Source organism: Halopseudomonas sp. SMJS2, assembly GCF_029866945.1.
Classification (GTDB): Bacteria; Pseudomonadota; Gammaproteobacteria; order Pseudomonadales; family Pseudomonadaceae; genus Halopseudomonas; species Halopseudomonas bauzanensis.
Map to the genome: position 1 here is coordinate 508,332 of NZ_CP123445.1, position 20,742 is coordinate 529,073.

Sequence of the window (20,742 nt, forward strand, 5' to 3'; positions counted from 1 at the left end):
ACCCGGCGATATTGCCGGGCTGTTTGATCAGTGCCGGTTCCTAGCGGAACATGGCGCTGATGGATTCTTCATTGCTGATCCGGCGCATCGCTTCGGCGATGATCGGTGCCATATCCAGCTGGCGAATGCGCTCGCAATGATCTGCGGCGGCCGACAGCGGAATGGTGTTGGTGACCACCAGCTCGTCGAGTACCGAACCGTTGATATTGTCGATCGCCTTGCCCGACAGGATCGGGTGGGTGCAATAAGCGGAGACCCGGGTGGCACCAAAATCCTTGAGCGCCTTGGCTGCGGCGCACAGGGTGCCGGCAGTATCGACCATATCGTCGACCAGGATGCAGTTGCGGTTTTCCACGTCACCGATGATGTGCATGACTTCCGACTGGTTGGCCTTGGGCCGACGCTTGTCGATGATCGCCAGGTCTGCACCCAGGGACTTTGCCACGGCACGGGCGCGAACCACGCCACCGATATCCGGGGAAACGATCAACAGGTTGTCCAGGCGCTGATCCTGGATGTCATCAATGAGTACCGGCGAGCCGTAGATGTTATCCACCGGGATATCGAAGAAGCCCTGGATCTGGTCGGCGTGCAGGTCAACAGTCAGTACGCGATCGACACCGACCACGTCCAGCATGTCGGCCACCACCTTGGCGCTGATGGGCACACGGGCCGAACGCGGGCGACGATCCTGACGGGCATAACCGAAGTAGGGGATCACGGCGGTGATGCGGGAGGCCGAAGAGCGGCGCAGTGCATCGGTCATGACAACCAATTCCATCAGATTGTCATTAGTGGGCGCGCAGGTGGGCTGGATGACGAACACGTCCTTGCCACGCACATTTTCATTCAATTCAACGCTGACTTCGCCGTCGCTGAAACGACTAACCAACGCGTCACCAAGGGGGATATGCAATTGACGCACGACACGTCGCGCCAGATCGGGGTTCGCATTCCCGGTAAAAACCATCATCTTGGACACGCTGCAATACCTTTCTGGGTAGTGGTCTATGCGATGAGTCAGTGAGAGAGCCGGGCGAGCAGAAACACGCCTGGCCGGTCAAGCCGGACTCAAGATGTCATGAATTATTGCTGCCGGAGAAAATGGCAGGGGCGGCTGGATTCGAACCAACGCATGGCAGGATCAAAACCTGCTGCCTTACCGCTTGGCTACGCCCCTGTAACTGTCCGGATGCTAAGGTTGCATCCTTCTTACGTCGCTTTGTCGAGTAAAGCATGTAACGGTGAAACGTTACACCCCTTCGCAACAAAGGCTTGCAGAGTGGCTGGCAACCGGGCGCGAACTTTATCAGCTTCGCGTTCGTTTGGGAAGGCCCCAAACAAGCAACTGCCAGTTCCGGTCATCTTAGCTTCACAAAATTTGTTTAGCAAGATCAACGTGTTACGAATTTCAGTGTAACGCGCTGTGACTACCGGCAAGCAGTCGTTCCGACCACCGTGCTCTCGAAAGGCCGCTAATGTAATCGCCGGCGTGTCCCGAGTCAACCTTTCATCGGAGAAAATTTCCGCAGTGCTGACCTGGCAGGGCGGCACCACCACCAGATACCAGGGTTCATCGAGCTCGACCGGGGTCAGTTGTTCGCCAACGCCTTCGGCCCAGGCCGCGCGGCCTCGGACGAATACCGGCACATCAGCGCCGAGGGTCAACCCCAGTTCGGCCAGCTGGTCGAGGGACAGGCCGGTCTGCCACAGGTGATTGAGGCCGACCAGGGTGGTGGCAGCATCCGAACTGCCGCCGCCGATCCCGCCACCCATCGGCAGGCGCTTGTCCAGCTGGATATCCGCACCCTGCCTGGTGCCGCTGGCCTGTTGCAGCAAGCGGGCGGCACGGATGATCAGGTTGTCTTCGGTGGCCACGCCGGGCAGCTCAGGTTGCAGGTGCAACTGGCCATCTGCGCGCGGCGTGAAATGCAGGGTGTCGCCATGGTCGAGAAACTGAAACAAGGTCTGCAGCAGATGATAACCATCGGCGCGGCGGCCGGTGATGTGCAGGAACAGATTCAGCTTGGCCGGGGCGGGCAGGCTCAGGGTCGCGGTTGTCATTCGGGTAAATGGGGTTCCCAGCGGGTGATGACCAGGGTCAATAGCACATCGTGTCCGGACAGCTGCAGGCGCTGGGGCAGCGTCAGGCCATCGACCTGCTGATAGCGACTGTATTCCACGGTCCAGCCGGCCTGCGCCAGGCGGGCCAATTGACTGTCGGGGTTGAGTTGCAAGCGGCTCGGGCTGTCGGGTGCGGGCAGGCCACGCACCCACCACAACAGATGCTCGACCGGCAGCCGCCAGCCGATCTGTTGTTCGAGCAGAATTTCAGCCGACTCGGCGGTGGCCGGCGGCTGACCGGCTACTTCCAGGGTTACCCCGGCATCACTGCCTTCGATGCGGGTGGCGCCCCGGCCAAGCGGGCCGGAGAGGCGGATATCATAATGGTCCTGTTGTTGCAGCCACGACAGGGTGCCGCTGCCGGACTCCCGTGGCGCCTTCACGCCCAGCTTGCCCTGCAGCGTCCAGTTGGTGAGCGGTGCGACGGCGCTGCGATGTGCCTGCCAGGCGGCCGGGTCGCCGCCGAACTCCAGGGTTTCACGTTGATGCAGATTGCTGCACGCGGCCAGCGTCATGGTCAGTGCCAGCAGGCAGCAAAGTCGTAGCGTTGCCTTCATCAGTCAGCCTTCAGTCGTTTGCGGGTGGCGTCGATCAATGGGGCGTCCTCCGCCGCCTCTGCCGCCTGGTCCCAGACGTCGCGGGCTTCGCGGCGCTTGCCCTGCTGCCATAGCACTTCGCCCAGATGGGCGCCGACCTCCTCATCGGGGAAGGCTGCGAAGGCGTCGCGCAGCAATTGTTCGGCGCGTTGCAAGTTGCCCAGGCGGTAATGGACCCAGCCGAGACTATCGAGGATCGCCGGATCGTCCGGCTTCAGTTCATGGGCCCGTTCGATCAGTTGCAGCGCTTCATCAAGCCGTTCATTGCGGTCGGCAAGTGTATAGCCCAAGGCGTTGAGAGCCATGGCATTATCCGGCTCGCGCTGGATGATCTGGCGCAGGTCGGCTTCCAGTCCGGCCGGGTTGCCCAGGCGTTCGGAAAGAATGGCGCGGGTATAGAGCAGGCGGCTGTCGGTGGGCAGCTGCTGGACGGCTTGATTGGCGCGCTGCATGGCCCGTTGCGGCTCAGCCTCCGCCAGGGCTTCGATTTCCAATAGATAGAGCTCCGGCGCCAGCTGAGGTTGCCGGGCGCGTTCACTGTCCATGATCTCGCCAAGCTGGTCGGGGCGCTCGCGGGCCATCAACAGCTGGGTGATGCGCAGGCGCGAGGGCAGATAGTGCTCGCCGGCACCGATGCTTCGCCAGGTGCTGATGGCCGCATCCCAGTGTTCGGCTTGTTGATGGGCGGCGCCAAGGTGAAAGCGCGCCGCCTCGTTCTCGGGGTCGAGTTCAAGCAGCGCTTCCAGCTCGCCGATGGCGGCCTCGGTTTCGCCGCCTTCCAGTTCCACCAGGGCCAGGGCCAGACGGACGTCGTCATCGTCCGGATGTTGCCGGACCAGTTCCTGGAAATGGACAATCGCTGCCGGATGGTCCTCATTGCTGACCAGCATTCTGGCCAGCAGCAGGCGCATGCGGCCGTCATCGGGGAACTCGCGTACGCCTTGTTGCAGCACCTCGATGGCTTCATCGGTTTTGCCCAGGCCGGCATGCAGGCGGCTCTGCAGCATGATGGAGGCGGCAGTTCGGTTCTGCTGGGTATGCTTGTCGAGCAATTCCAGGGCTTCTTCGCTACGTTGCTCTTCCTGTAACAGCAGGGCGGCAGCAAAGCTCAGCTGGGGATTATTGGGGTGGCGCTGCAGTAGCCGCTGCAGATTCTCCAGCATGGCGGCACGGGTGACGCTGTCGGCTTGCAGTGCAGTGAGAGCCAGCAGATCGAAATGGGTGTCGTCCTGCAGCAGCAGGACCTGCTCCATCATCTGCATGGCCTGATCGTGCTCGCCGGCTCGGGCCAGTTGCAGAGCGGCGGCGCGCAACGCTTCGGGGTTGTCCGGCTCCACCTCGCTCCAGAGCAGGGCCATATCCATGGCCTGGCGGTGGGCGCCAAGGAACTCGGAGATTTCCATGGCGCGCTCAATGATGCCGGCATCGCGGGTGCGCTCGGCCTGTTGGAGATAGTTGCTCAGGGCGATATCGAAGCGGTTGCGTTGCCCGGCAATCTCGGCGGTCAGCAGCGCGAACAGGGTATCAGCCGGGAACTGGCCATAGACTGCCGGCTCCTCTTTCTGCTCAGGAGTGACAGGCGCCGGCGGCGCCAGGGGCTGCTCGGGTGCGGGCTCGTTGACTGCGCAACCGGCAATCAGCAGGCTGATTGTCAGAGCCAGGAGCGAGTGGTGAAATCGTGCCGTCATGGATACTCTCTTTGCTGCGCCGGTCTGCCAGATGAGGCTGGCAACTGATGATACAGGATGAGTTGCAAACCCACAGCGCGCAAGTGCAAAGCGGCCTGGCTGCGGCTGCAGGAGCCGGCTGTGGTGGGTTTTATACGGCTTTCCATGGAAGGAATTGATCGCCATCGTTATAAATAGGACAATTAGCTGTTTTTACCCCGTGCTTTCGGGCGACTATTGAGGTGCCATGGGCTTTCTCGCATTCGGGATCAATCACAGGACGGCGACGGTTGACGTGCGTGAGCGGGTCGCTTTCGCCCCGGATCAGCTGGCCGACGCGCTGCAGCAGCTACGTGATGAGACGCTTTCCCGGGAAGTTGCCATCCTCTCTACCTGCAACCGCACGGAAATCTACTGCACCCAGGACCAACCCGATCCTGCGGCGCTGGCTGACTGGGTGGCGCGCTATCACGGTCTGGAGCCCGGTGCGATCCGGGGCAGCAGCTATGCGCACAAAGATGCCGGCGCGGTGAAGCACATGATGCGCGTGGCTGCCGGACTGGATTCCATGGTACTGGGCGAACCGCAGATCCTCGGGCAGATGAAGGACGCCTGGCAGTACGCGCGTACCGCCGGCACCCTGGGACCATCCCTGGATCGGCTGTTTCAGAGCACCTTCAACACCGCCAAGCAGGTCCGCACCGACACCGCCATTGGCGCCAACCCGGTTTCCGTGGCCTTTGCCGCGGTCAGTCTGGCGCGGCAGATATTCTCCGATCTGAGCCGCAGCACGGCGTTGCTGATCGGCGCCGGCGAGACCATCGAACTGGTGGCGCGGCACCTCAACGAGCAGGGCATCAGCCAGATCATCATCGCCAACCGTACCCTGGAGCGGGCCGAGGCGGTGAGTACGCCGCTGGGTGGCCGGGCGATTACCCTCAATCAGATCCCCGACGTGCTGGCGCAGTGCGAGATTATCATCGCCTCGACAGCCAGCCCGCTGCCGATTCTCGGCAAGGGGGCGGTCGAGCGCGCGCTGAAGCAGCGTCGGCACCAGCCGATGTTCATGGTCGATATTGCCGTACCGCGGGATATCGAGCCGGAGGTTGGTGACCTGGCGGATGTATACCTGTACAGCGTCGATGACCTGCAGGAAGTCATCCAGGAGAACATGCGCTCCCGGCAGGACGCCGCCGAGGCCGCGGAGCGGTTGATCGAGATGGGTACCGACGAATTCATGCAGCGTCTGCGTTCGCGGGCGGCTGTGGATGTACTCAAGCGCTATCGGCAACAGGCGGAACAGCAGCGCGATCAGGAGCTGGACAAGGCGCTGGCGCGCCTGGAACGGGGTGGCGATCCGGCCGCGGTGATGGCGGAAATGGCGCGGGCGCTGACCAACAAGCTGCTGCACGAGCCCAGCGTGCAGCTCAAGCGCATGAGCGCCGAGGGCCGCAGCGAGTCCCTGTCGCTGGCCATGGAGCTGTTCGCTCTGGATGATGAAACGAATACTGCACAGGGCAAATCATGAAAGCGTCACTACTCAATCGCCTGGACACGCTGCGCGAACGCTTCGAGGAGCTTTCCGCGTTGCTCAGCGATGCAGAAGTCATTCAGGAGCAGAGCCGGTTTCGGGCCTACTCCCGCGAATATGCGGAGCTGGAGCCGACCGTCCAGTGTTACGGCCAGTGGCTCAAGACCAGTGCTGATCTGGCGGAAGCGCGCAGTCTGCTCAAGGACGCCGACCCGGATATCCGGGCCATGGCCGAGGATGACGCCGAGGCCTGCAGCGGCATCCTGGCCGACCTGGAAGCACAGTTGAACCTGCTGTTGCTGCCCAAGGACCCCAACGATGAACGCAACGTTTTTCTGGAAATTCGCGCCGGCACTGGCGGTGACGAGGCGGCCATCTTCGCCGGTAACCTGTTCCGGATGTACTCGCGCTATGCCGAGCGGCAGGGTTGGCGCATCGAGATCCTGTCGGAAAACGCCGGCGAGCACGGCGGTTTCCGTGAGGTGATAGCCCGCGTCGAAGGCCAGAGCGTCTATGCCAAGCTGAAATTCGAATCCGGCGCCCACCGCGTGCAGCGCGTGCCGGAGACCGAGTCCCAGGGCCGCATCCATACCTCCGCCTGCACCGTGGCGGTGATGCCCGAGCCCGATGAACAGGCAGTGGTGGAAATCAACCCGGCGGATCTGCGGGTGGATACCTATCGCTCCTCCGGCGCTGGGGGGCAGCACGTCAACAAGACCGACTCGGCCATCCGCCTGACCCACCTGCCTACCGGCATCGTGGTGGAATGTCAGGAAGAGCGCTCGCAGCACAAGAACCGCGCCCGGGCGATGGCCTTGCTGCAGGCGAAGCTGGCCAACCGGCAGCGCGAAGCCCATGAGAAGGAAATCTCCGATACGCGGCGTTCGCTGGTGGGCTCGGGTGACCGTTCCGAGCGCATCCGCACCTACAATTTTCCCCAGGGGCGGGTCACCGATCACCGTATCAACCTCACCCTGTACAGTCTGGACCAGGTGATTGAAGGCGAGCTGGACGGTATCGTCGAACCGTTGCGCCGGGAATACCAGGCCGATCAGTTGGCTGCCCTGGACCAGGCATGAAGCGCAACATTGCAGCGTTGCTGGCAGAGGCCGAGGTGCCCGGATCGGATAGCCCCGGGCTGGATGCCGAGTTGCTGCTGGCCCATGTGCTGGGCAAATCCCGCAGCTATCTCTTTACTTGGCCGCAGAAAGAGGTATCGGAGCCGGAAATCGAACGCTTTTTCACGCTGTTGGCGCGCCGCCAGTGCGGTGAGCCGGTGGCCTATCTGCTAGGCGAGCAGGGCTTCTGGACGCTGGACCTGCAGGTCAGCCCGGACACGCTGATACCCCGCCCGGATACCGAACGGCTGGTAGAAGTGGCCCTGGAACTGGGCCCACGGCAGCCGGCACAGGTGCTGGATCTGGGCACCGGCACTGGTGCCATCGCCCTGGCGCTGGCCAGCGAGCGACCCCACTGGCAGCTGACGGGCTGCGACCGCATGTCCGGCGCCGTGGTGCTGGCCGAGCAGAACCGCGCGCGTCTGGGGTTGGGGAATGTGCGCTTTCTGCAGAGCGACTGGTTTGCCGCCCTGGGCCGCGACCGGTATGACCTGATCGTCTCCAATCCGCCCTATATCGCCGCCGATGACCCGCACCTTACCGAGGGTGATGTGCGTTTCGAGCCCGCCAGCGCCCTGGTCAGCGGTGCCGACGGGCTGGATGATATCCGGCAGATCATTGCCAGCGCACCAGCTTATCTGAACGACGCTGGCTGGCTGCTGCTGGAACATGGCTGGCAGCAGGCCGAGGCCGTGCGCAGCTTGCTCGAGGAGCGCGGCTTTCACGTTGTGCAGTCCTGGCAGGATCTGGGCGGGCACCAGCGGGTCAGCGGAGGGCAGTGGCATGGATGACCAGCAGCTGCTGCGCTACAGCCGGCAGATACTGTTGCCGCAGATTGATATCGATGGCCAGCAGCGTCTACTCGACAGCCGGGTCTTGATTGTCGGGCTGGGCGGGCTGGGTGGACCGGTGGCGCTCTATCTGGCCGGGGCCGGGGTCGGTACGCTGGTGCTGGCGGACGACGATCATGTCGACCTGACCAACCTGCAGCGCCAGATTATCCACGGCTGTGCTGATCTCGATCGGTCCAAGACCGAGTCGGCCCGCGACCGACTCGCCGCGCTCAACCCCGATATCCAGCTGCGTCAGCTGCAGCAGCGGCTGGTCGGTGAGCAACTGTTGGCGGCGGTAACCGAAGTGGATCTGGTGCTCGACTGTACGGACAATTTCACCACCCGCCAGGCGCTGAATCAGGCCTGCGTGGCGTTACGGCGACCGCTGGTGTCCGGCGCTGCCATCGGCTTGCAGGGCCAGGTCAGCGTGTTCGACGCGCGCCGCGCAGAAAGTCCCTGCTACCAGTGTCTGTATGGCGACGGTGATGATGTGGCGCCCAGTTGCAGCGAGGCTGGGGTGATCGGGCCGCTGGTCGGCATGGTGGGCAGCCTGCAGGCGCTGGAAGCGCTGAAATTGCTGGCCGGGTTCGGTGAGCCACTGGTGGGGCGACTGTTGCTGATCGATGCGCTGCGCAGCGGGTTTCGTGAGCTGCGTATCAAGCGCGATCCGGGTTGTGGCTGCTGCGGGACTGGAGCTGGTAATGAATGACGCACCCATAGGCGTGTTCGATTCCGGCGTCGGTGGCCTGTCGGTGCTGCGCGAGATCCGCCAGTTGCTGCCGGCTGAGTCCCTGTTATACGTGGCTGATAGCGGCTTCGTGCCCTATGGCGAGAAGTCGCCGGAAACCATCTGCCAGCGCAGTCGAGCGATTGCCGAGTTTCTGCAGGCGCAGGGGGCCAAGGCGCTGGTGCTGGCCTGCAATACGGCCACCGTGGCGGCGGTGGCTGACCTGCGGGCCCGTTACCCGCTGCCGATCATTGGCATGGAGCCGGCCGTCAAGCCGGCTACTCTGGCTACCCGCAGCGGGGTGGTTGGCGTGCTGGCCACTACCGGAACCCTGCGCAGCGCCCGGTTCGCCGCGTTGCTGGACCGCTTCGCCGGTTCGGTGACGGTCATCACGCAGCCCTGTCCGGGGCTGGTCGAATGCGTCGAACGCGGCGACCTGAACGGGCCGCAGGTGATTGCGTTGCTGACCCGCTATACTCAGCCCCTGCTGGAAGCCGGGTGCGATACCCTGATTCTCGGTTGTACGCATTACCCGTTTCTGCGTCCGGCCCTGGAGCAATTGTTGCCCGATCACATTCGCCTGGTGGATACCGGAGCCGCTGTAGCCCGCCAGTTGCGGACGCGGCTGACCGAGCATAATCTGCTTGCCGCTGGCCCGGCTGCGCCGGCGCGGCTATGGACCAGCGGCGATGTGGCGGCCCTGGAGGGTGTGCTGCCGCTGTTATGGGAAAGGAACGCAACGGCTGAGCCGTTGTCGGTTTAAATCGAAGACTGCCTCTGAATCGACCGCGCTTCAGAGGCAGTCTTCGACTACGGTGAAATCAACCATCGCAAGGAAAATACGAGATGAAGAAAACTGCCTTGGCACTATCCTGCGCTCTGTCTGCGCTGTGCAGCGTTCCCGCTGCCCATGCCTTGGACGGTATCACGCTGCAGATCGGTGAGTCTTCCGAGAACACCACCACCTACCGGATCGGAGCGGAGTTCGAATTCGGCCGAACCCTATGGCAAAGCCAGTCGGGCGGTGTGCAGCTGGATGGTTACTGGGATGCCGGAGTGACTCGCTGGAGCAGCCTGGATGCGACCAGTCTGACCCTCACTCCCATGTTTCGACTGAGTTTCGGTGCCAGTGACGGCGGCGTGACGCCTTTCCTGGAAGGCGGCATTGGCGCCTCCTATTTCACCGACACCAACCTGGGTGATCAGGACCTGGGCGGCAAGTTCCAGTTCGAAGATCGTCTGGGCGCAGGCTTGAAGTTTGCCAGCGGCTCGGAAGTGGGCGTGCGCTACTACCACTACTCCAACGCCGGCCTCAAGCAGCCGAACGACGGTATCGACATGGCTGCGCTGTACTATCGCCTGGGGTTCTGACCCGGAGAGGGCATGGATGCCCGCCAGTCCCTTTCACCAGCTCTTCCGGCTTCCTCAGTTTCTCGACCGCGTCACACCGTATTGCTCCCGGTACAACTGGGCAAAGCCATGCAGCAGCGGCAGCATGATCGCCCAGGCCAGCGCGATGAGTAACAACCCCGGTATCAAGCTGAGGGTCAGGGAGACATCCTCCCGTTGCACAATTACCCCGTACAGCAAGGGCCCGGCGACCGCGCCCAACAGGCTGGCGCGCCACCAGGGGCGGGCGCTCCAACGTAAAGCATGATTGAGCGTGGTGCCTATCAAGGCCCAGCCGAGCACCAGCCACAAAGGGGCCAGAACCTCATGGCCGCGAATTGCCAGCCAGCCCATTTGCAGCATCAGTGAATCCAGTACCGCACCGGCCAACAGGCAGGACACCACCAATTTTCCTTCGGCGGCCCAGTTGCTGATATGGAAAAAATGCACCAGCAGCGCCGCCCCGGGAATCAATAACCAGGCGCTGTTACCGCCCAGCACGCAGGCCAGCCAGCCGCTAACGAACAGCAGAGCATTGAACAGGTTCTTTGCTGGCATGGGTGAACATTCTCCATTGGCTGGTTATCCGGTTCGGCGATCGTCCCGGAATCGACGTTCGGCTGCAAGGGGCGCGGGCGATATGTTCAGGCAATGATGTCCATAGCCATGGCGACAGGGTAAAACCCGCGCCGGCAGGGTACAATCCGGGTTTTCCACCCACCTGCAGATATTGATGTCACAAGGGGAAAGCCTGATGTCCGACCGAGGGATCCTGTTACTGAATCTGGGTTCACCCGCCAGCACCGAGGTGGCGGATGTGCGTCGTTATCTCAATCAGTTTCTGATGGACCCTTGTGTGGTGGATCTACCCTGGCCGGCGCGTCGGCTGCTGGTCAGCCTGATCCTGCTGCGACGTCCGCGTGAGTCCGCGGCGGCTTATGCGTCGATCTGGTGGGAAGAAGGCTCGCCGCTGATCGTCATCAGCCGCCGGGTGCGCGATCAGTTGCGCGCCCGGTTGGATATGCCGGTAGAGTTGGCCATGCGTTACGGTGAGCCATCGGTGGAGCAGGGCATCCTGGCGCTGGCCGGGCAGGGCGTGGGCGAGATCCTGTTGATGCACCAGTATCCGCAGTTCGCCGACAGCACCATCACCACCTCCATCCGCGAAGCACAGCGGGTCATCCGCAAGCACGACCTCAAGGTGCGGCTGACGGTACTGCCGGCTTTTCATGGCCGGCAGGATTACCTGGACAGCCTGGTCGCCAGTGCCCAGCCCCATTTGCAGCAGGGCTTCGATCACTTGCTGTTCAGCTACCACGGTCTGCCGGAACGCCACCTGCGCAAGGCCGATCCCACCGGCAACCATTGCCTGTCCAGCGCCGATTGCTGCGCTCGCCCGTCGCCGGCGCATGCCACCTGCTACCGCGCCCAGTGCCGGGCGGTCAGCCATGCCTTTGCCGAGCAGATGGGCTTGCAGCCTGACCAGTGGAGCATGGCGTTCCAGTCCCGGCTGGGGCGTGACAAGTGGATCGAGCCCTACACCGAGGAAACGCTGGACGAACTGGCGGCCCGGGGCGTGAAGCGGCTGCTGGTGATGTGCCCGGCCTTTACCGCCGATTGCATCGAGACGCTGGAGGAGATCGGTGACCGTGGCCGCGAGCAATTCATCGAGGCGGGCGGGGAAGAGCTGGTGCTGGTGCCATGCCTTAACGATCACCCGCAATGGATGGACACGCTGGCTCACTGGGCGCGCACCGAGCCGGTCAGCGCCTGATCGTACCGGTGGGGTGGCTCAGGCGCGCTTGAGCCACTCCGACAGGGCCAGATGCAGCCCCAGCGCCACCAGCACCGCGCCCATCAACCGATCGAACCAGTGGCCCATACGCGCAAAGCTGCTGCGCACGCGCGGTTGGCTGAACAGCAGCGCTACCAGGCAGAACCACAACCCCGTGGCCGCCGCCAGATAAATTCCGTAGCCCGCCTGGACCAGTAGTGGCGTCTGGGGGCTGATGACCAGCGTGAATACCGACAGAAAGAACAGCGTCGCCTTGGGATTCAGGCCATTGGTGATGAAACCATTGACGAAGGCCTTGCGCGCCGGCATCGCTACTGTTGCCAACGCCACCTCACCCGTGCTGCTGGCTTGCGGGCGGGCGCGCAGCGCCTTGATGCCGATATACAGCAAATAGGCCCCGGCAAGCAGCTTCAGCGCATTGAACAGCCATACCGACTGCGACACGATGATGCCAATGCCCAGTAGTGAATAAGCGACATGCAGGAAAATGCCTGCGCCGATCCCCGCCGCGGTGATCAACCCGGTCTTGCGTCCCGCGCTCACACTGTTGCGGATGACCACGGCAAAATCCGGCCCCGGACTGATTACCGCCAGCAGGTGGATCATTGCCACCACCAGAAACTCGTTCAGATACAATGGACTGCTCCGGTCAAAACCGCCATTCTAAACCAGCCTCAGTCGAAACGGGTTCCGAGATGAATAAACTGTCAGTGGTATTTTTGGATCAGGCGTCATTGGATCAGGGTGATCTGGATATGCAGGCGCTGCACGACGCCGCAGCGACCTTGACGCTGTACCCCGCCACCATGGCGGAGCAGGTGGCTGAACGTATCGCCGACCATCAGGTAGTGATCACCAACAAGGTGATGATCGACGAGCAGGCCATGCAGGCCTGTCCGCAGTTGCAACTTATCCTGGTATCCGCCACCGGAACCAATAATGTCGATCTGGAAGCGGCCCGCAAACGGGGTATCACGGTCTGCAACTGCCAGGCCTATGGCACCCCGTCGGTGGCGCAGCATGCGCTGATGCTCATGTTGGTACTCATTACCCGCTTTGAATCCTACCGTCAGGCCGTGCGTGACGGTGCCTGGCAGCGCAGCAATCAGTTCTGCCTGCTGGATTACCCCATCGGTGAGTTGTCTGGCCGCACCCTGGGCATTCTCGGTTATGGGGAGCTGGGACAGGAAGTCGGTCGACTGGCCAGTGCCTTCGGGATGAACATCCTGGTCGGCTCGTTGCCGGGCCGCGAACACCCCGACCGTCCGCCCCTGGCCGAGCTGCTGCCCCAAGTCGATGTGCTCAGTCTGCATTGCCCGCTCACCGAGCAGACCCGGCACCTGATCGGTGCCGAGCAACTGGCACTGATGAAGCCAGGCAGTCTGCTGATCAACGCCGGGCGCGGTGGGCTGGTGGACGAGCAGGCGCTGGTCGACAGTCTGCGCAGCGGCCATCTGGGTGGGGCTGGATTCGATGTGCTGACCACCGAACCGCCGGTCAATGGCAACCCGCTGCTCGACGACTCCGTACCCAACCTGGTGGTGACGCCGCACAGTGCCTGGGGCAGCCGGGAAGCGCGCCAGCGGATTGTCGGTCAGTTGGTGGGCAGCCTGGTGGATGAGGTCCAGCGGGAACAGCGCCGCATTGTCTGAGTGAACCGGTCCACAGATTCGCCATGACGGGTTTCACAGATTGATCAGGTCCACTCCTTTGGGTGGTGCGCGAAGCGGCGGGCATCGATAATTTTCCAGCCTCGATCAGGAGCAGGCTTTCCCTGAGCCATAGTCTGCTTCTGATGAGGACCTGTCATGGACAAGGAACGACCGACGCCGCGTCGGGTAGCCCGTCTGTGGAGTGCGGCCACCGCCCAGCGCGGCGTCAGCCTGCTGGAAGTGCTGGTAGCGGTGTTGGTGCTGGCCATCGGCGTGTTAGGTGCCGTCTCCCTGCAGATCAATGCGCTACGCTACAACGCTAGTGCCGCCTACAACACCCAAGCCAGCTTTCTCGCCTACGACATGCTCGATCGCATGCGGGCGAATGCCGATAACCTTTCCAGCTATACCATCAACATCAATTCGGCTTGTGCGGACAGCAGCCCCGGCGCATCGATCCTGGCAACTGATCGACAGGACTTCGCCCACGCGGTGAGTTGTCTGCTGCCAGGCGGCTACGGTAGCGTCGCCGTCAATGGCAACCTCGCCACCGTCACCATCGGCTGGTCGGAAGAGCGGATCGTCGCCGCCGCCGGCAACACGGAATTCGTCATTTCCTCGATGATTCGGGGTGATCTGTGAGTCGCCGCCTGTCAGGCCGCCCAGCCAGCGGGTTTGGCCTGGTCGAGTTGATGATCGCGATGACGCTCGGGCTGATTCTGATTCTCGGGGTGTCGCACATATTCATCGCTGGCAAGCAGAGCTTCGTGCTCCAGCAGCACACCGCCGCGCTGCAGGAAAACGCTCGCTTTGTACTCAGTCGGATCAGCCGCGACCTGCGCCAGGCTGGCATGTTCGGCTGCCTGGATATGTCCCGCCTACCGGCGGCCACCCGCAGCCAGTTGCCGGTGGAGTTCGCCGCGCCCGTCAGTTTTTCCAGTAGCGTGCTCAAGGTGATCAGCGCCGTGCCGGTACACGACCGGATAACGGCCAGCGGCACCCGCCAGGCTACCGATTACGGCGCCCAGTGGCTGCTGGCAACCAACTGCCTGGATGAGCTGCGTATCGCATCGGGTAATACCAGCCTGGCGGTCGAACCAGGCGACTTGCTCATTCCCATCCGCCAGATCGAGTACCGCCTGGATCAGCACCGGCTGCAGACCCGACTCAACGACAGCGGCAACTTCGAAGTGCTGATCGACGAGGTCGCCGGGTTCGATCTGCAATTCGGGCTGGCGGCCACGGCGGCGGACCGGACGGTGGACGGCAACTATGTAACCACGGTAGCTGCGGCGGACAGCGAGCGTATCCGCAGTATCCGCATTGCCCTCAACTTCAGCGACAACCCGGCCAATACCAGCGCTGGTCAGGTTCGGCTCCAGCAATACACGCTGGTGACCGCGCTGCGCAACCGACTGGACTGAACGGAGGCAAGCATGACATCCGGTAATTCACATGCGGCTCAGGCCGGCTCTGCCTTGGTCATCAGCATGGTGCTTCTGTTGCTGACCACGCTGACCGCCTTGGCAGGCATCAGAACCTCCACTGGTCAGGAACGCATGGCCCACAACGTCAAGCTCAAGAACGACAGCTTCCAGGCGGCGGAAAGCGGTATGCGCCATGTCGAACAGCAGGTTCGCAGCAATACCTTGCTGCTGCCCCTGGCCATCTGCAGTCAGGCCGCCTGCGAGCTGCCTGCACCGGCGCTTGATCCCGATCATCGGACAGCACCGGGCGCGGATTGGGTCGCGATACCGTCCTCGGTGGCGGGCAACGGTATGACCGCCTGGTATCGCATCGTGCGCCTCGGCGACAGCGCCATTCCCGCCAATGTGACCGCGGCTGCGCCTAGCACGCTGTACCGCATTTCGGTAGTCAGCCACAAGGGCGCCACACGGACAGTACTGGAGAGTATCTATGCCTTCACACGGATTTGAAGCCCGGCGCCTGCGCGGTGTGGCTATAGGGCTGGCGCTGGGGTTGCTAACAGCCTTGCCAGCGCAGGCCTTCAGCCCGCTGAGCGGGCCGGTGTTATCCGCCTCGGCGGTGGCGCCCAACGTGCTGGTGTTGTTCGACAACTCCTCCAGCATGGTGCTGAACTCAATCGGTGGCGAGACCCGCTTGGATATCGCCCGGGAGGTAACCAAGGACGTCATCGCTGCCAACCGGGAACTGCGTTTCGGACTGTTCACCTTTCGTCAGGCGACTGGCAACGACCGGGCTCCAGGTGGTCTGTTGCGCGTGGAAGCGGGGAATATCGCAGCAGGCTTGGGTGATGCTCGCTTCAATCAGCTCAATCAGGCGCTGGACGCGTTGGCCCCGAATACTCGCAACGATCTGACCTGGACGCCGCTCGCAGAAACCTACTACGAAATGACCCGCTACCTGCGGGGCATGCGCGCCTTTTATCCGCAGAGCCAACCCGAGTCCCAGCGCGAGCAGTTCCGAAGCCCCATTCAGTACCGCTGCCAGAAGAACTTTGGTCTGGTAGTGACTGACGGCCTGCCCACTTATGATGCCGAGTTCCCTACCACCCTGGCGCAGGAGCCAGACGGCAATAATCCCACGCTGAGCGGTGCGTTCAACCTGCCAGACTGGGATGGAGACGGTGCTGATATTACTGGCTCCGAAAGCAGTGAGGGCGGCACCTTCTACCTGGATGATATCGCCCGCTTTGCCTACGAGATCGACATGCGAACCACGGGCACCGACCAGGCCGGGCAAAGCTGGAATGATGCCCAGTTTCCCCGGCAGAGCCTGCAGACCTATACCGTGGGGTTTGCCCTGGACGATCCCCGGCTCAGGCAAACCGCCACCGCGGGAAACGGCCGCTACTTCACGGCCACCAATCGCCAGCAACTCAAGGAAGCGCTCAGCAGCGCACTGCAGGAAATCATCGCCTCGGCGGGCTCGGGTGGTGGCGCGGTTACCGACAGTCAGCAGCTCAGTGCCGGGGTCAGCCGCTATTATCAGACCCGGTTCGACCCCCAGGATTGGAGCGGCAGCCTGCATGCCTACAGCATGAATGGTACGGGTGAGCCGGATACCTTGTTGTGGTCCACCGACCAGACCTTTACTCCCGGTACGCAGGCCGGTGCATTCCAGACCTGGCGCAGTGCGCAGGGCAACTCACCGGCGGGCCCGGTGACCTTGGGTGCCAATACCTGGGCCATGCTGCCTGTTTCACAGCAGGCAGTGCTGGACGCCGAGGCGTTGCTGGCCGGCCTGACCGGCAACAATGCCGCGCAGCGTTTGCTCAATTGGGCGCGGGGGAGTGCAGATGCCGACCTGCGCCAGCGCAGCCGATTGCTGGGCGATATCATCAACTCGGCACCGGTGCTGGTGGGTGCGGGTCATCATGCTGGACGCGATCAAAGTGCCGCTTATCGTAACTACCTGCAGGACCGGCGCAACCGCATGCCCGAGGCCCTGGTGTTCGGGGCCAATGACGGCTTCCTGCGCCTGTTCGATACCAACGGTGCGCATCTGTACTCCTACCTGCCTGCGGCCTTGCATCACACCCTGGGTACCCGCGCTCGCAGTGATTATGGTGCCGGCAATCATCACCGCTCCGGAGTGGATGGGCGGGTGGTGGTAGCTGATGCCAAGCTCGGCGCGCACTGGAGCACGCTCGCCGCCAGTGGTCTGGGCGCCGGTGGCAAGGGGCTGTTCGTCGTCCGCTTGTTCGACGCTGCCCAGGGCAGCAGCGCACGTGGCGCACTCTGGGAAGCCGACGCCAGCCAGATAGCGGCCATCGGGCATATCTATGGGCGGCCGGTCATGGCTCAATTGCACGGTCGCAGCGTGCTCATTACCGGTAACGGTTACGGCAGCGCGGCGGGGGGCGGGGCGTTGCTGATTTTCGATATGCTCACCGGTGACCTGCTCAGCCAACTGGATGTGACCGCGCGCGCAGGCTCGACGAACGGCAACGGGCTATCCGCCCCGGCGCTGCAATTCGATGCGGCTGGCGAGGTCCGTGCGGTCTTTGCCGGCGACCTGCATGGGCAGCTGTGGAAGTTCGATCTGACTGATCCGGCCCCGGCCAACTGGACGGTAGCTCATAACGGCACGCCTTTATTCACTGCAGCGGCAGGCCAACCGATTACGGTACAGCCCCAGCTTCATCCCGGCATGATTGGTGGTGCAGATCTGGTTCTGTTCGGCACTGGTGCCTTTATGCAGGCCGCCGACCTGATCGACACCACGGCCCAGGCATTCTATGCGGTGCTCGATATACCGACCGTACCGAGCGGCGGTCTGACACCAGCGCTGTTGCAGCAACAGCAGATCGACAGCATGTCCACCGACCCCACCAGTGGCCAGGCCGTGCGCACGGTCAGCCGCCATGCGGTGGACTGGAACTCGCGCTACGGCTGGTATCTGCCGCTGCTGCACAACGGCCAGGCTGAAGGCGAACGGGTTACCCGCGATTTCGTCATCAAGAATGGGCGCGTGCTGTTCACTACCGGGTTTATCAAGAGTGGTACCCTGGATCCCTGCATGACCCAGGCCGGCGGCTGGTTGATGGCGGTAGATCTGGGTACCGGCGGTATGCCGACCCGCGAGGTGCTGGACACCGATGGTGATGGACGGATCGATGACAACGACCTGCCGGCGGCGGGGTTGGAGCTGAACATCGGCCTGCCAGGAGATCTGAATGTTCTGGACCAAGATGAAGATGGCATGCAGACAGGCTGCAGCGGCGAGGTTTATCTGGTGCAGGGATCGAGTGACGTTGCCGTGGTGGCCGGTCGGCCCCACTGCCAGTTCAATCGCATCATGTGGCGACAACTGCAATAGGAGCGGGAAATGCAGTCCGAAACACAACAGGGGTTCACGCTGATTGAAGTAATGATCGTGGTAGTGATCATCGGCATCTTGGCGGCGATTGCCCTGCCGTCATATCAGGAGCATGTTCGCCAGACCCGGCGGGCCGAGGTCTCGGCGGTATTGTTGGAAAATGCCCAGTTGCTGGAGCGTCACTACACCCGCAACGGCGGCTATGACACCGGTACGGTCAACGGGTTGATCGGCCAGAGCCCAGCCAGTGGTACGGCCGTATACACCATAGTGCCGACCCTCACACCGGAAAGCTTCATTCTGACTGCGACAGCGGTATCCGGTGGCATCATGGCGGGGGACCCCTGCGCTACCTATACCCTCAATCAGGTGGGACAGCGCACGCCAGCGGCTAGCAAATGCTGGCGGCGCTGAGCGCTCACTCGGCAGTGGGCGTGACGGGGGCCGGTTTTTCCGCCGGCAACAGCAGATTCAGCAAGATGGCCACCACTCCACAGAGGCTGATGCCCTGTAGGGTAAAGTCCTGGTAACCGATGGCCATACCGCCGATGCCGAATACCAGTGTCACCGAGACGATGCACAGATTGCGCGCCTGACTCAGGTCCACCTGATTGCGGATCAGGGTATTCATACCGACCACGGCAATGGAGCCGAACAGCAGGCAGAGAATGCCTCCCATCACCGGTACCGGCATGGTCAGCAGTACGGCGCCGAACTTCTCGACGAATGCCAGGCCGATGGCGAACACCGCGGCCCAGGTCATCACTGCGGGATTGAAATTGCGCGTCAGCATGACCGCGCCGGTCACTTCCGAGTAAGTGGTATTGGGCGGGCCACCGAGGAAGGCGGCGGTGGAGGTGGCCAAGCCATCTCCCAGCAGGGTGCGTTGCAGGCCCGGCTTGCGAATATAGTCCTTGCCGGTCACCGAGCCGATCGCCAGGACGTCACCGATATGCTCGATGGCCGGGGCGATAGCGACGGGGAGCATGAACAGGATGGCCGGCAGATAGAATTCGGGGAAGACGAAGCCAGGTGTTGCGACCCACTCGGCATTGTCGACAGCGGTAAAGTCCACGACACCCAGAAACCAGGACAGGCCGTAGCCCACGGCAACGCCGGCCATGATCGGAACCAGGCGCAGCACCCCGCGGGCGTACACGGCTACGGCCAGGGTGGTGGCCAGCGACGCCATGGAGATGATCAATGCGGTGGAGTGATCCACCAATTGGATGCTGCCATCCCCGCTCTTGCCGGTAGCCATGTTCACTGCGGTGGCGGCCAGGCCCAGGCCGATGACCATGATGACCGGGCCGACCACGACCGGTGGCAGCAGCCGCTGAATGAAGCCCGGGCCGCGCAGGTGCACCAGCAGGCTCAGCAGGATGTAGGCCAGCCCGGCTACCGCCAGGCCACCCAGGGTCGCCGGTAGCCCCCAGGTCTGGTTGCTATATAGGATGGGTGCGATGAAGGCGAAGCTGGAGGCCAGAAACACTGGCACCTGACGTTGGGTGACGAACTGGAAAATCAGCGTACCGATACCGGCAGTGAACAGCGCTACGCTCGGGCTCATGCCGGTGATCAATGGCATCAACACCAACGCGCCGAATGCCACGAACAACATCTGCGAGCCGGCCAGCACACTGCGCCAGCCGGTCGTGTCCATGTTCTGCATCAATGCACGTCCTTTTGCCGAGTGCCGAAGATCTTGTCGCCCGCGTCGCCCAGACCGGGAATGATATAACCATGTTCGTTCAGGCGCTCATCCACCGAGGCGGTGAAGATCTCCACATCCGGGTGGGCGGCATTGACCCGGAGGATGCCCTCGGGAGCGGCAACCAGCACCAGGGCGCGGATCTCCTGCGCGCCCGCGCGCTTGAGCAGGTCAATGGTGGCAATCATCGAGCTGCCGGTAGCCAGCATCGGGTCGATGATCAGCGCCCGGCGCTGATGCAGTTCGCTGACCAGCTTCTCCAGATAGGTGTCCGCTTCGAGGGTCTGTTCATTGCGCACCATGCCGATCACGCTGACCTTGGCACTGGGGATCAGACTGAGCACGCCGTCGAGCATGCCGAGGCCGGCACGTAGAATAGGCACCACGGTGATCTTCTTGCCCGCCAGCTTCTCCACGCTGACCTCGCCGCACCAGCCATTGATGGTCTGCGGCTCGACAGGCATGTCCTTGGTCGCTTCGTAGGTCAGCAGCGCGGCGACTTCCTGGGCCAGTTCACGAAAATTCTTGGTGCTGATATCGGCGCGGCGCATCAGGCCGAGTTTATGGCGGATGAGGGGGTGGCGGATTTCTTGAATCTTCATCGACAGGTTCCAGGCGGCGGCTAAATGGCATTCAACATGTTCGAAAAGGCGCAAGTGCGACTATTTTCGAAATTGCGTAAAGGGTAAACGAATGTTTTATGCTGGTCATCCGATTCTCTGCGGTCATTCGGCAGATTGCTTGCGTTGCTGGCACCGCTGCAGTATTTTCGCTCCCTTTTTCAAGCCGCCCCCGG

General features: G+C 62.7%; 21 protein-coding genes and 1 tRNA gene. 13 read left to right on the forward strand and 9 right to left on the reverse strand.

Going from position 1 to position 20,742, the window contains the following annotated elements; all coding sequences use genetic code 11:
- Nucleotides 1-40 precede the first annotated feature (40 nt).
- The 5 genes from QAO71_RS02430 to QAO71_RS02450 form a co-directional block, all read right to left on the reverse strand.
- Entirely contained in the window at nt 41-982 is a 942-nt protein-coding gene (locus QAO71_RS02430; protein WP_036992967.1) for a ribose-phosphate pyrophosphokinase, read from the reverse strand.
- A 123-nt stretch (nt 983-1,105) separates the two neighbouring features.
- A tRNA-Gln gene (locus QAO71_RS02435) sits at nt 1,106-1,180 on the reverse strand.
- A 32-nt stretch (nt 1,181-1,212) separates the two neighbouring features.
- Nucleotides 1,213-2,064: a 4-(cytidine 5'-diphospho)-2-C-methyl-D-erythritol kinase gene (ispE, locus tag QAO71_RS02440; protein WP_280165146.1), complete on the reverse strand. Its 852-nt coding sequence runs from the start codon at nt 2,062-2,064 to the stop codon at nt 1,213-1,215.
- Entirely contained in the window at nt 2,061-2,681 is a 621-nt protein-coding gene (gene lolB, locus QAO71_RS02445; protein WP_280165147.1) for a lipoprotein insertase outer membrane protein LolB, read from the reverse strand. Before lolB ends, ispE begins: the two co-directional genes overlap by 4 nt.
- Entirely contained in the window at nt 2,681-4,408 is a 1,728-nt protein-coding gene (locus tag QAO71_RS02450) for a tetratricopeptide repeat protein (RefSeq protein ID WP_280165148.1), read from the reverse strand. The genes lolB and QAO71_RS02450 overlap by 1 nt, the downstream gene beginning before the upstream one ends.
- 226 nt (nt 4,409-4,634) lie before the next feature.
- Here QAO71_RS02450 and hemA point away from each other — a divergent pair, with 226 nt between their 5' ends.
- The 6 genes from hemA (at nt 4,635) to QAO71_RS02480 (ending at nt 9,967) form a co-directional block, all read left to right on the forward strand.
- A complete protein-coding gene (hemA, locus tag QAO71_RS02455) occupies nt 4,635-5,915 on the forward strand; it encodes a glutamyl-tRNA reductase (RefSeq protein WP_280165149.1) in 1,281 nt (426 codons plus the stop codon).
- Nucleotides 5,912-6,997, forward strand: coding sequence for a peptide chain release factor 1 (gene prfA, locus QAO71_RS02460; RefSeq protein ID WP_036992961.1), 1,086 nt, complete (start codon nt 5,912-5,914; stop codon nt 6,995-6,997). Before hemA ends, prfA begins: the two co-directional genes overlap by 4 nt.
- Nucleotides 6,994-7,827, forward strand: coding sequence for a peptide chain release factor N(5)-glutamine methyltransferase (prmC, locus tag QAO71_RS02465; protein ID WP_036992960.1), 834 nt, complete (start codon nt 6,994-6,996; stop codon nt 7,825-7,827). The genes prfA and prmC overlap by 4 nt, the downstream gene beginning before the upstream one ends.
- Complete coding sequence (moeB, locus tag QAO71_RS02470; protein WP_036992957.1) at nt 7,820-8,578, forward strand: molybdopterin-synthase adenylyltransferase MoeB; 759 nt, start codon at nt 7,820-7,822, stop codon at nt 8,576-8,578. The genes prmC and moeB overlap by 8 nt, the downstream gene beginning before the upstream one ends.
- A complete protein-coding gene (murI, locus tag QAO71_RS02475) occupies nt 8,571-9,359 on the forward strand; it encodes a glutamate racemase (protein WP_036992955.1) in 789 nt (262 codons plus the stop codon). Before moeB ends, murI begins: the two co-directional genes overlap by 8 nt.
- An 83-nt stretch (nt 9,360-9,442) precedes the next feature.
- Nucleotides 9,443-9,967, forward strand: coding sequence for an acyloxyacyl hydrolase (locus QAO71_RS02480; protein ID WP_036992953.1), 525 nt, complete (start codon nt 9,443-9,445; stop codon nt 9,965-9,967).
- 54 nt (nt 9,968-10,021) lie between these two features.
- On the opposite strand, the gene QAO71_RS02485 is transcribed toward QAO71_RS02480, so the two are convergent.
- Nucleotides 10,022-10,543, reverse strand: coding sequence for a DUF2878 domain-containing protein (locus tag QAO71_RS02485; RefSeq protein ID WP_036992952.1), 522 nt, complete (start codon nt 10,541-10,543; stop codon nt 10,022-10,024).
- A 196-nt stretch (nt 10,544-10,739) separates the two neighbouring features.
- Here QAO71_RS02485 and hemH point away from each other — a divergent pair, with 196 nt between their 5' ends.
- Complete coding sequence (gene hemH, locus QAO71_RS02490) at nt 10,740-11,759, forward strand: ferrochelatase (RefSeq protein ID WP_051611389.1); 1,020 nt, start codon at nt 10,740-10,742, stop codon at nt 11,757-11,759.
- Nucleotides 11,760-11,777: 18 nt separating this feature from the next.
- On the opposite strand, the gene QAO71_RS02495 is transcribed toward hemH, so the two are convergent.
- The gene (locus tag QAO71_RS02495) at nt 11,778-12,416 is read right to left on the reverse strand and encodes a LysE family transporter (RefSeq protein ID WP_036992950.1); all 639 of its coding nucleotides are present in this window, start codon (nt 12,414-12,416) and stop codon (nt 11,778-11,780) included.
- Nucleotides 12,417-12,475: 59 nt separating this feature from the next.
- Between QAO71_RS02495 and QAO71_RS02500 the strand changes: the two genes are divergently transcribed.
- From QAO71_RS02500 to QAO71_RS02525, 6 genes are all read left to right on the forward strand, one after another.
- Nucleotides 12,476-13,432 carry a 2-hydroxyacid dehydrogenase gene (locus QAO71_RS02500; RefSeq protein ID WP_051611387.1) on the forward strand — a complete coding sequence of 319 codons (957 nt, stop codon included), beginning with the start codon at nt 12,476-12,478 and terminating at the stop codon, nt 13,430-13,432.
- A 156-nt stretch (nt 13,433-13,588) separates the two neighbouring features.
- Entirely contained in the window at nt 13,589-14,074 is a 486-nt protein-coding gene (pilV, locus tag QAO71_RS02505; protein WP_051611385.1) for a type IV pilus modification protein PilV, read from the forward strand.
- Nucleotides 14,071-14,856: a prepilin-type N-terminal cleavage/methylation domain-containing protein gene (locus tag QAO71_RS02510; protein WP_036992948.1), complete on the forward strand. Its 786-nt coding sequence runs from the start codon at nt 14,071-14,073 to the stop codon at nt 14,854-14,856. Before pilV ends, QAO71_RS02510 begins: the two co-directional genes overlap by 4 nt.
- Before the next feature lie 12 nt (nt 14,857-14,868).
- A complete protein-coding gene (locus QAO71_RS02515) occupies nt 14,869-15,369 on the forward strand; it encodes a PilX N-terminal domain-containing pilus assembly protein (RefSeq protein ID WP_036992946.1) in 501 nt (166 codons plus the stop codon).
- A complete protein-coding gene (locus tag QAO71_RS02520) occupies nt 15,350-18,235 on the forward strand; it encodes a PilC/PilY family type IV pilus protein (RefSeq protein WP_051611382.1) in 2,886 nt (961 codons plus the stop codon). Before QAO71_RS02515 ends, QAO71_RS02520 begins: the two co-directional genes overlap by 20 nt.
- Nucleotides 18,236-18,244: 9 nt before the next feature.
- A complete protein-coding gene (locus tag QAO71_RS02525; protein ID WP_280165150.1) occupies nt 18,245-18,649 on the forward strand; it encodes a type IV pilin protein in 405 nt (134 codons plus the stop codon).
- Between the two features lie 4 nt (nt 18,650-18,653).
- Here the strand turns inward: QAO71_RS02525 and QAO71_RS02530 are convergent, their stop codons facing one another.
- Both QAO71_RS02530 and upp read right to left on the reverse strand, forming a co-directional pair.
- Nucleotides 18,654-19,907: a uracil-xanthine permease family protein gene (locus QAO71_RS02530; protein ID WP_136870152.1), complete on the reverse strand. Its 1,254-nt coding sequence runs from the start codon at nt 19,905-19,907 to the stop codon at nt 18,654-18,656.
- A complete protein-coding gene (gene upp / locus QAO71_RS02535; protein ID WP_036992942.1) occupies nt 19,907-20,548 on the reverse strand; it encodes a uracil phosphoribosyltransferase in 642 nt (213 codons plus the stop codon). Before upp ends, QAO71_RS02530 begins: the two co-directional genes overlap by 1 nt.
- Between the last annotated feature and the right edge of the window lie 194 nt (nt 20,549-20,742).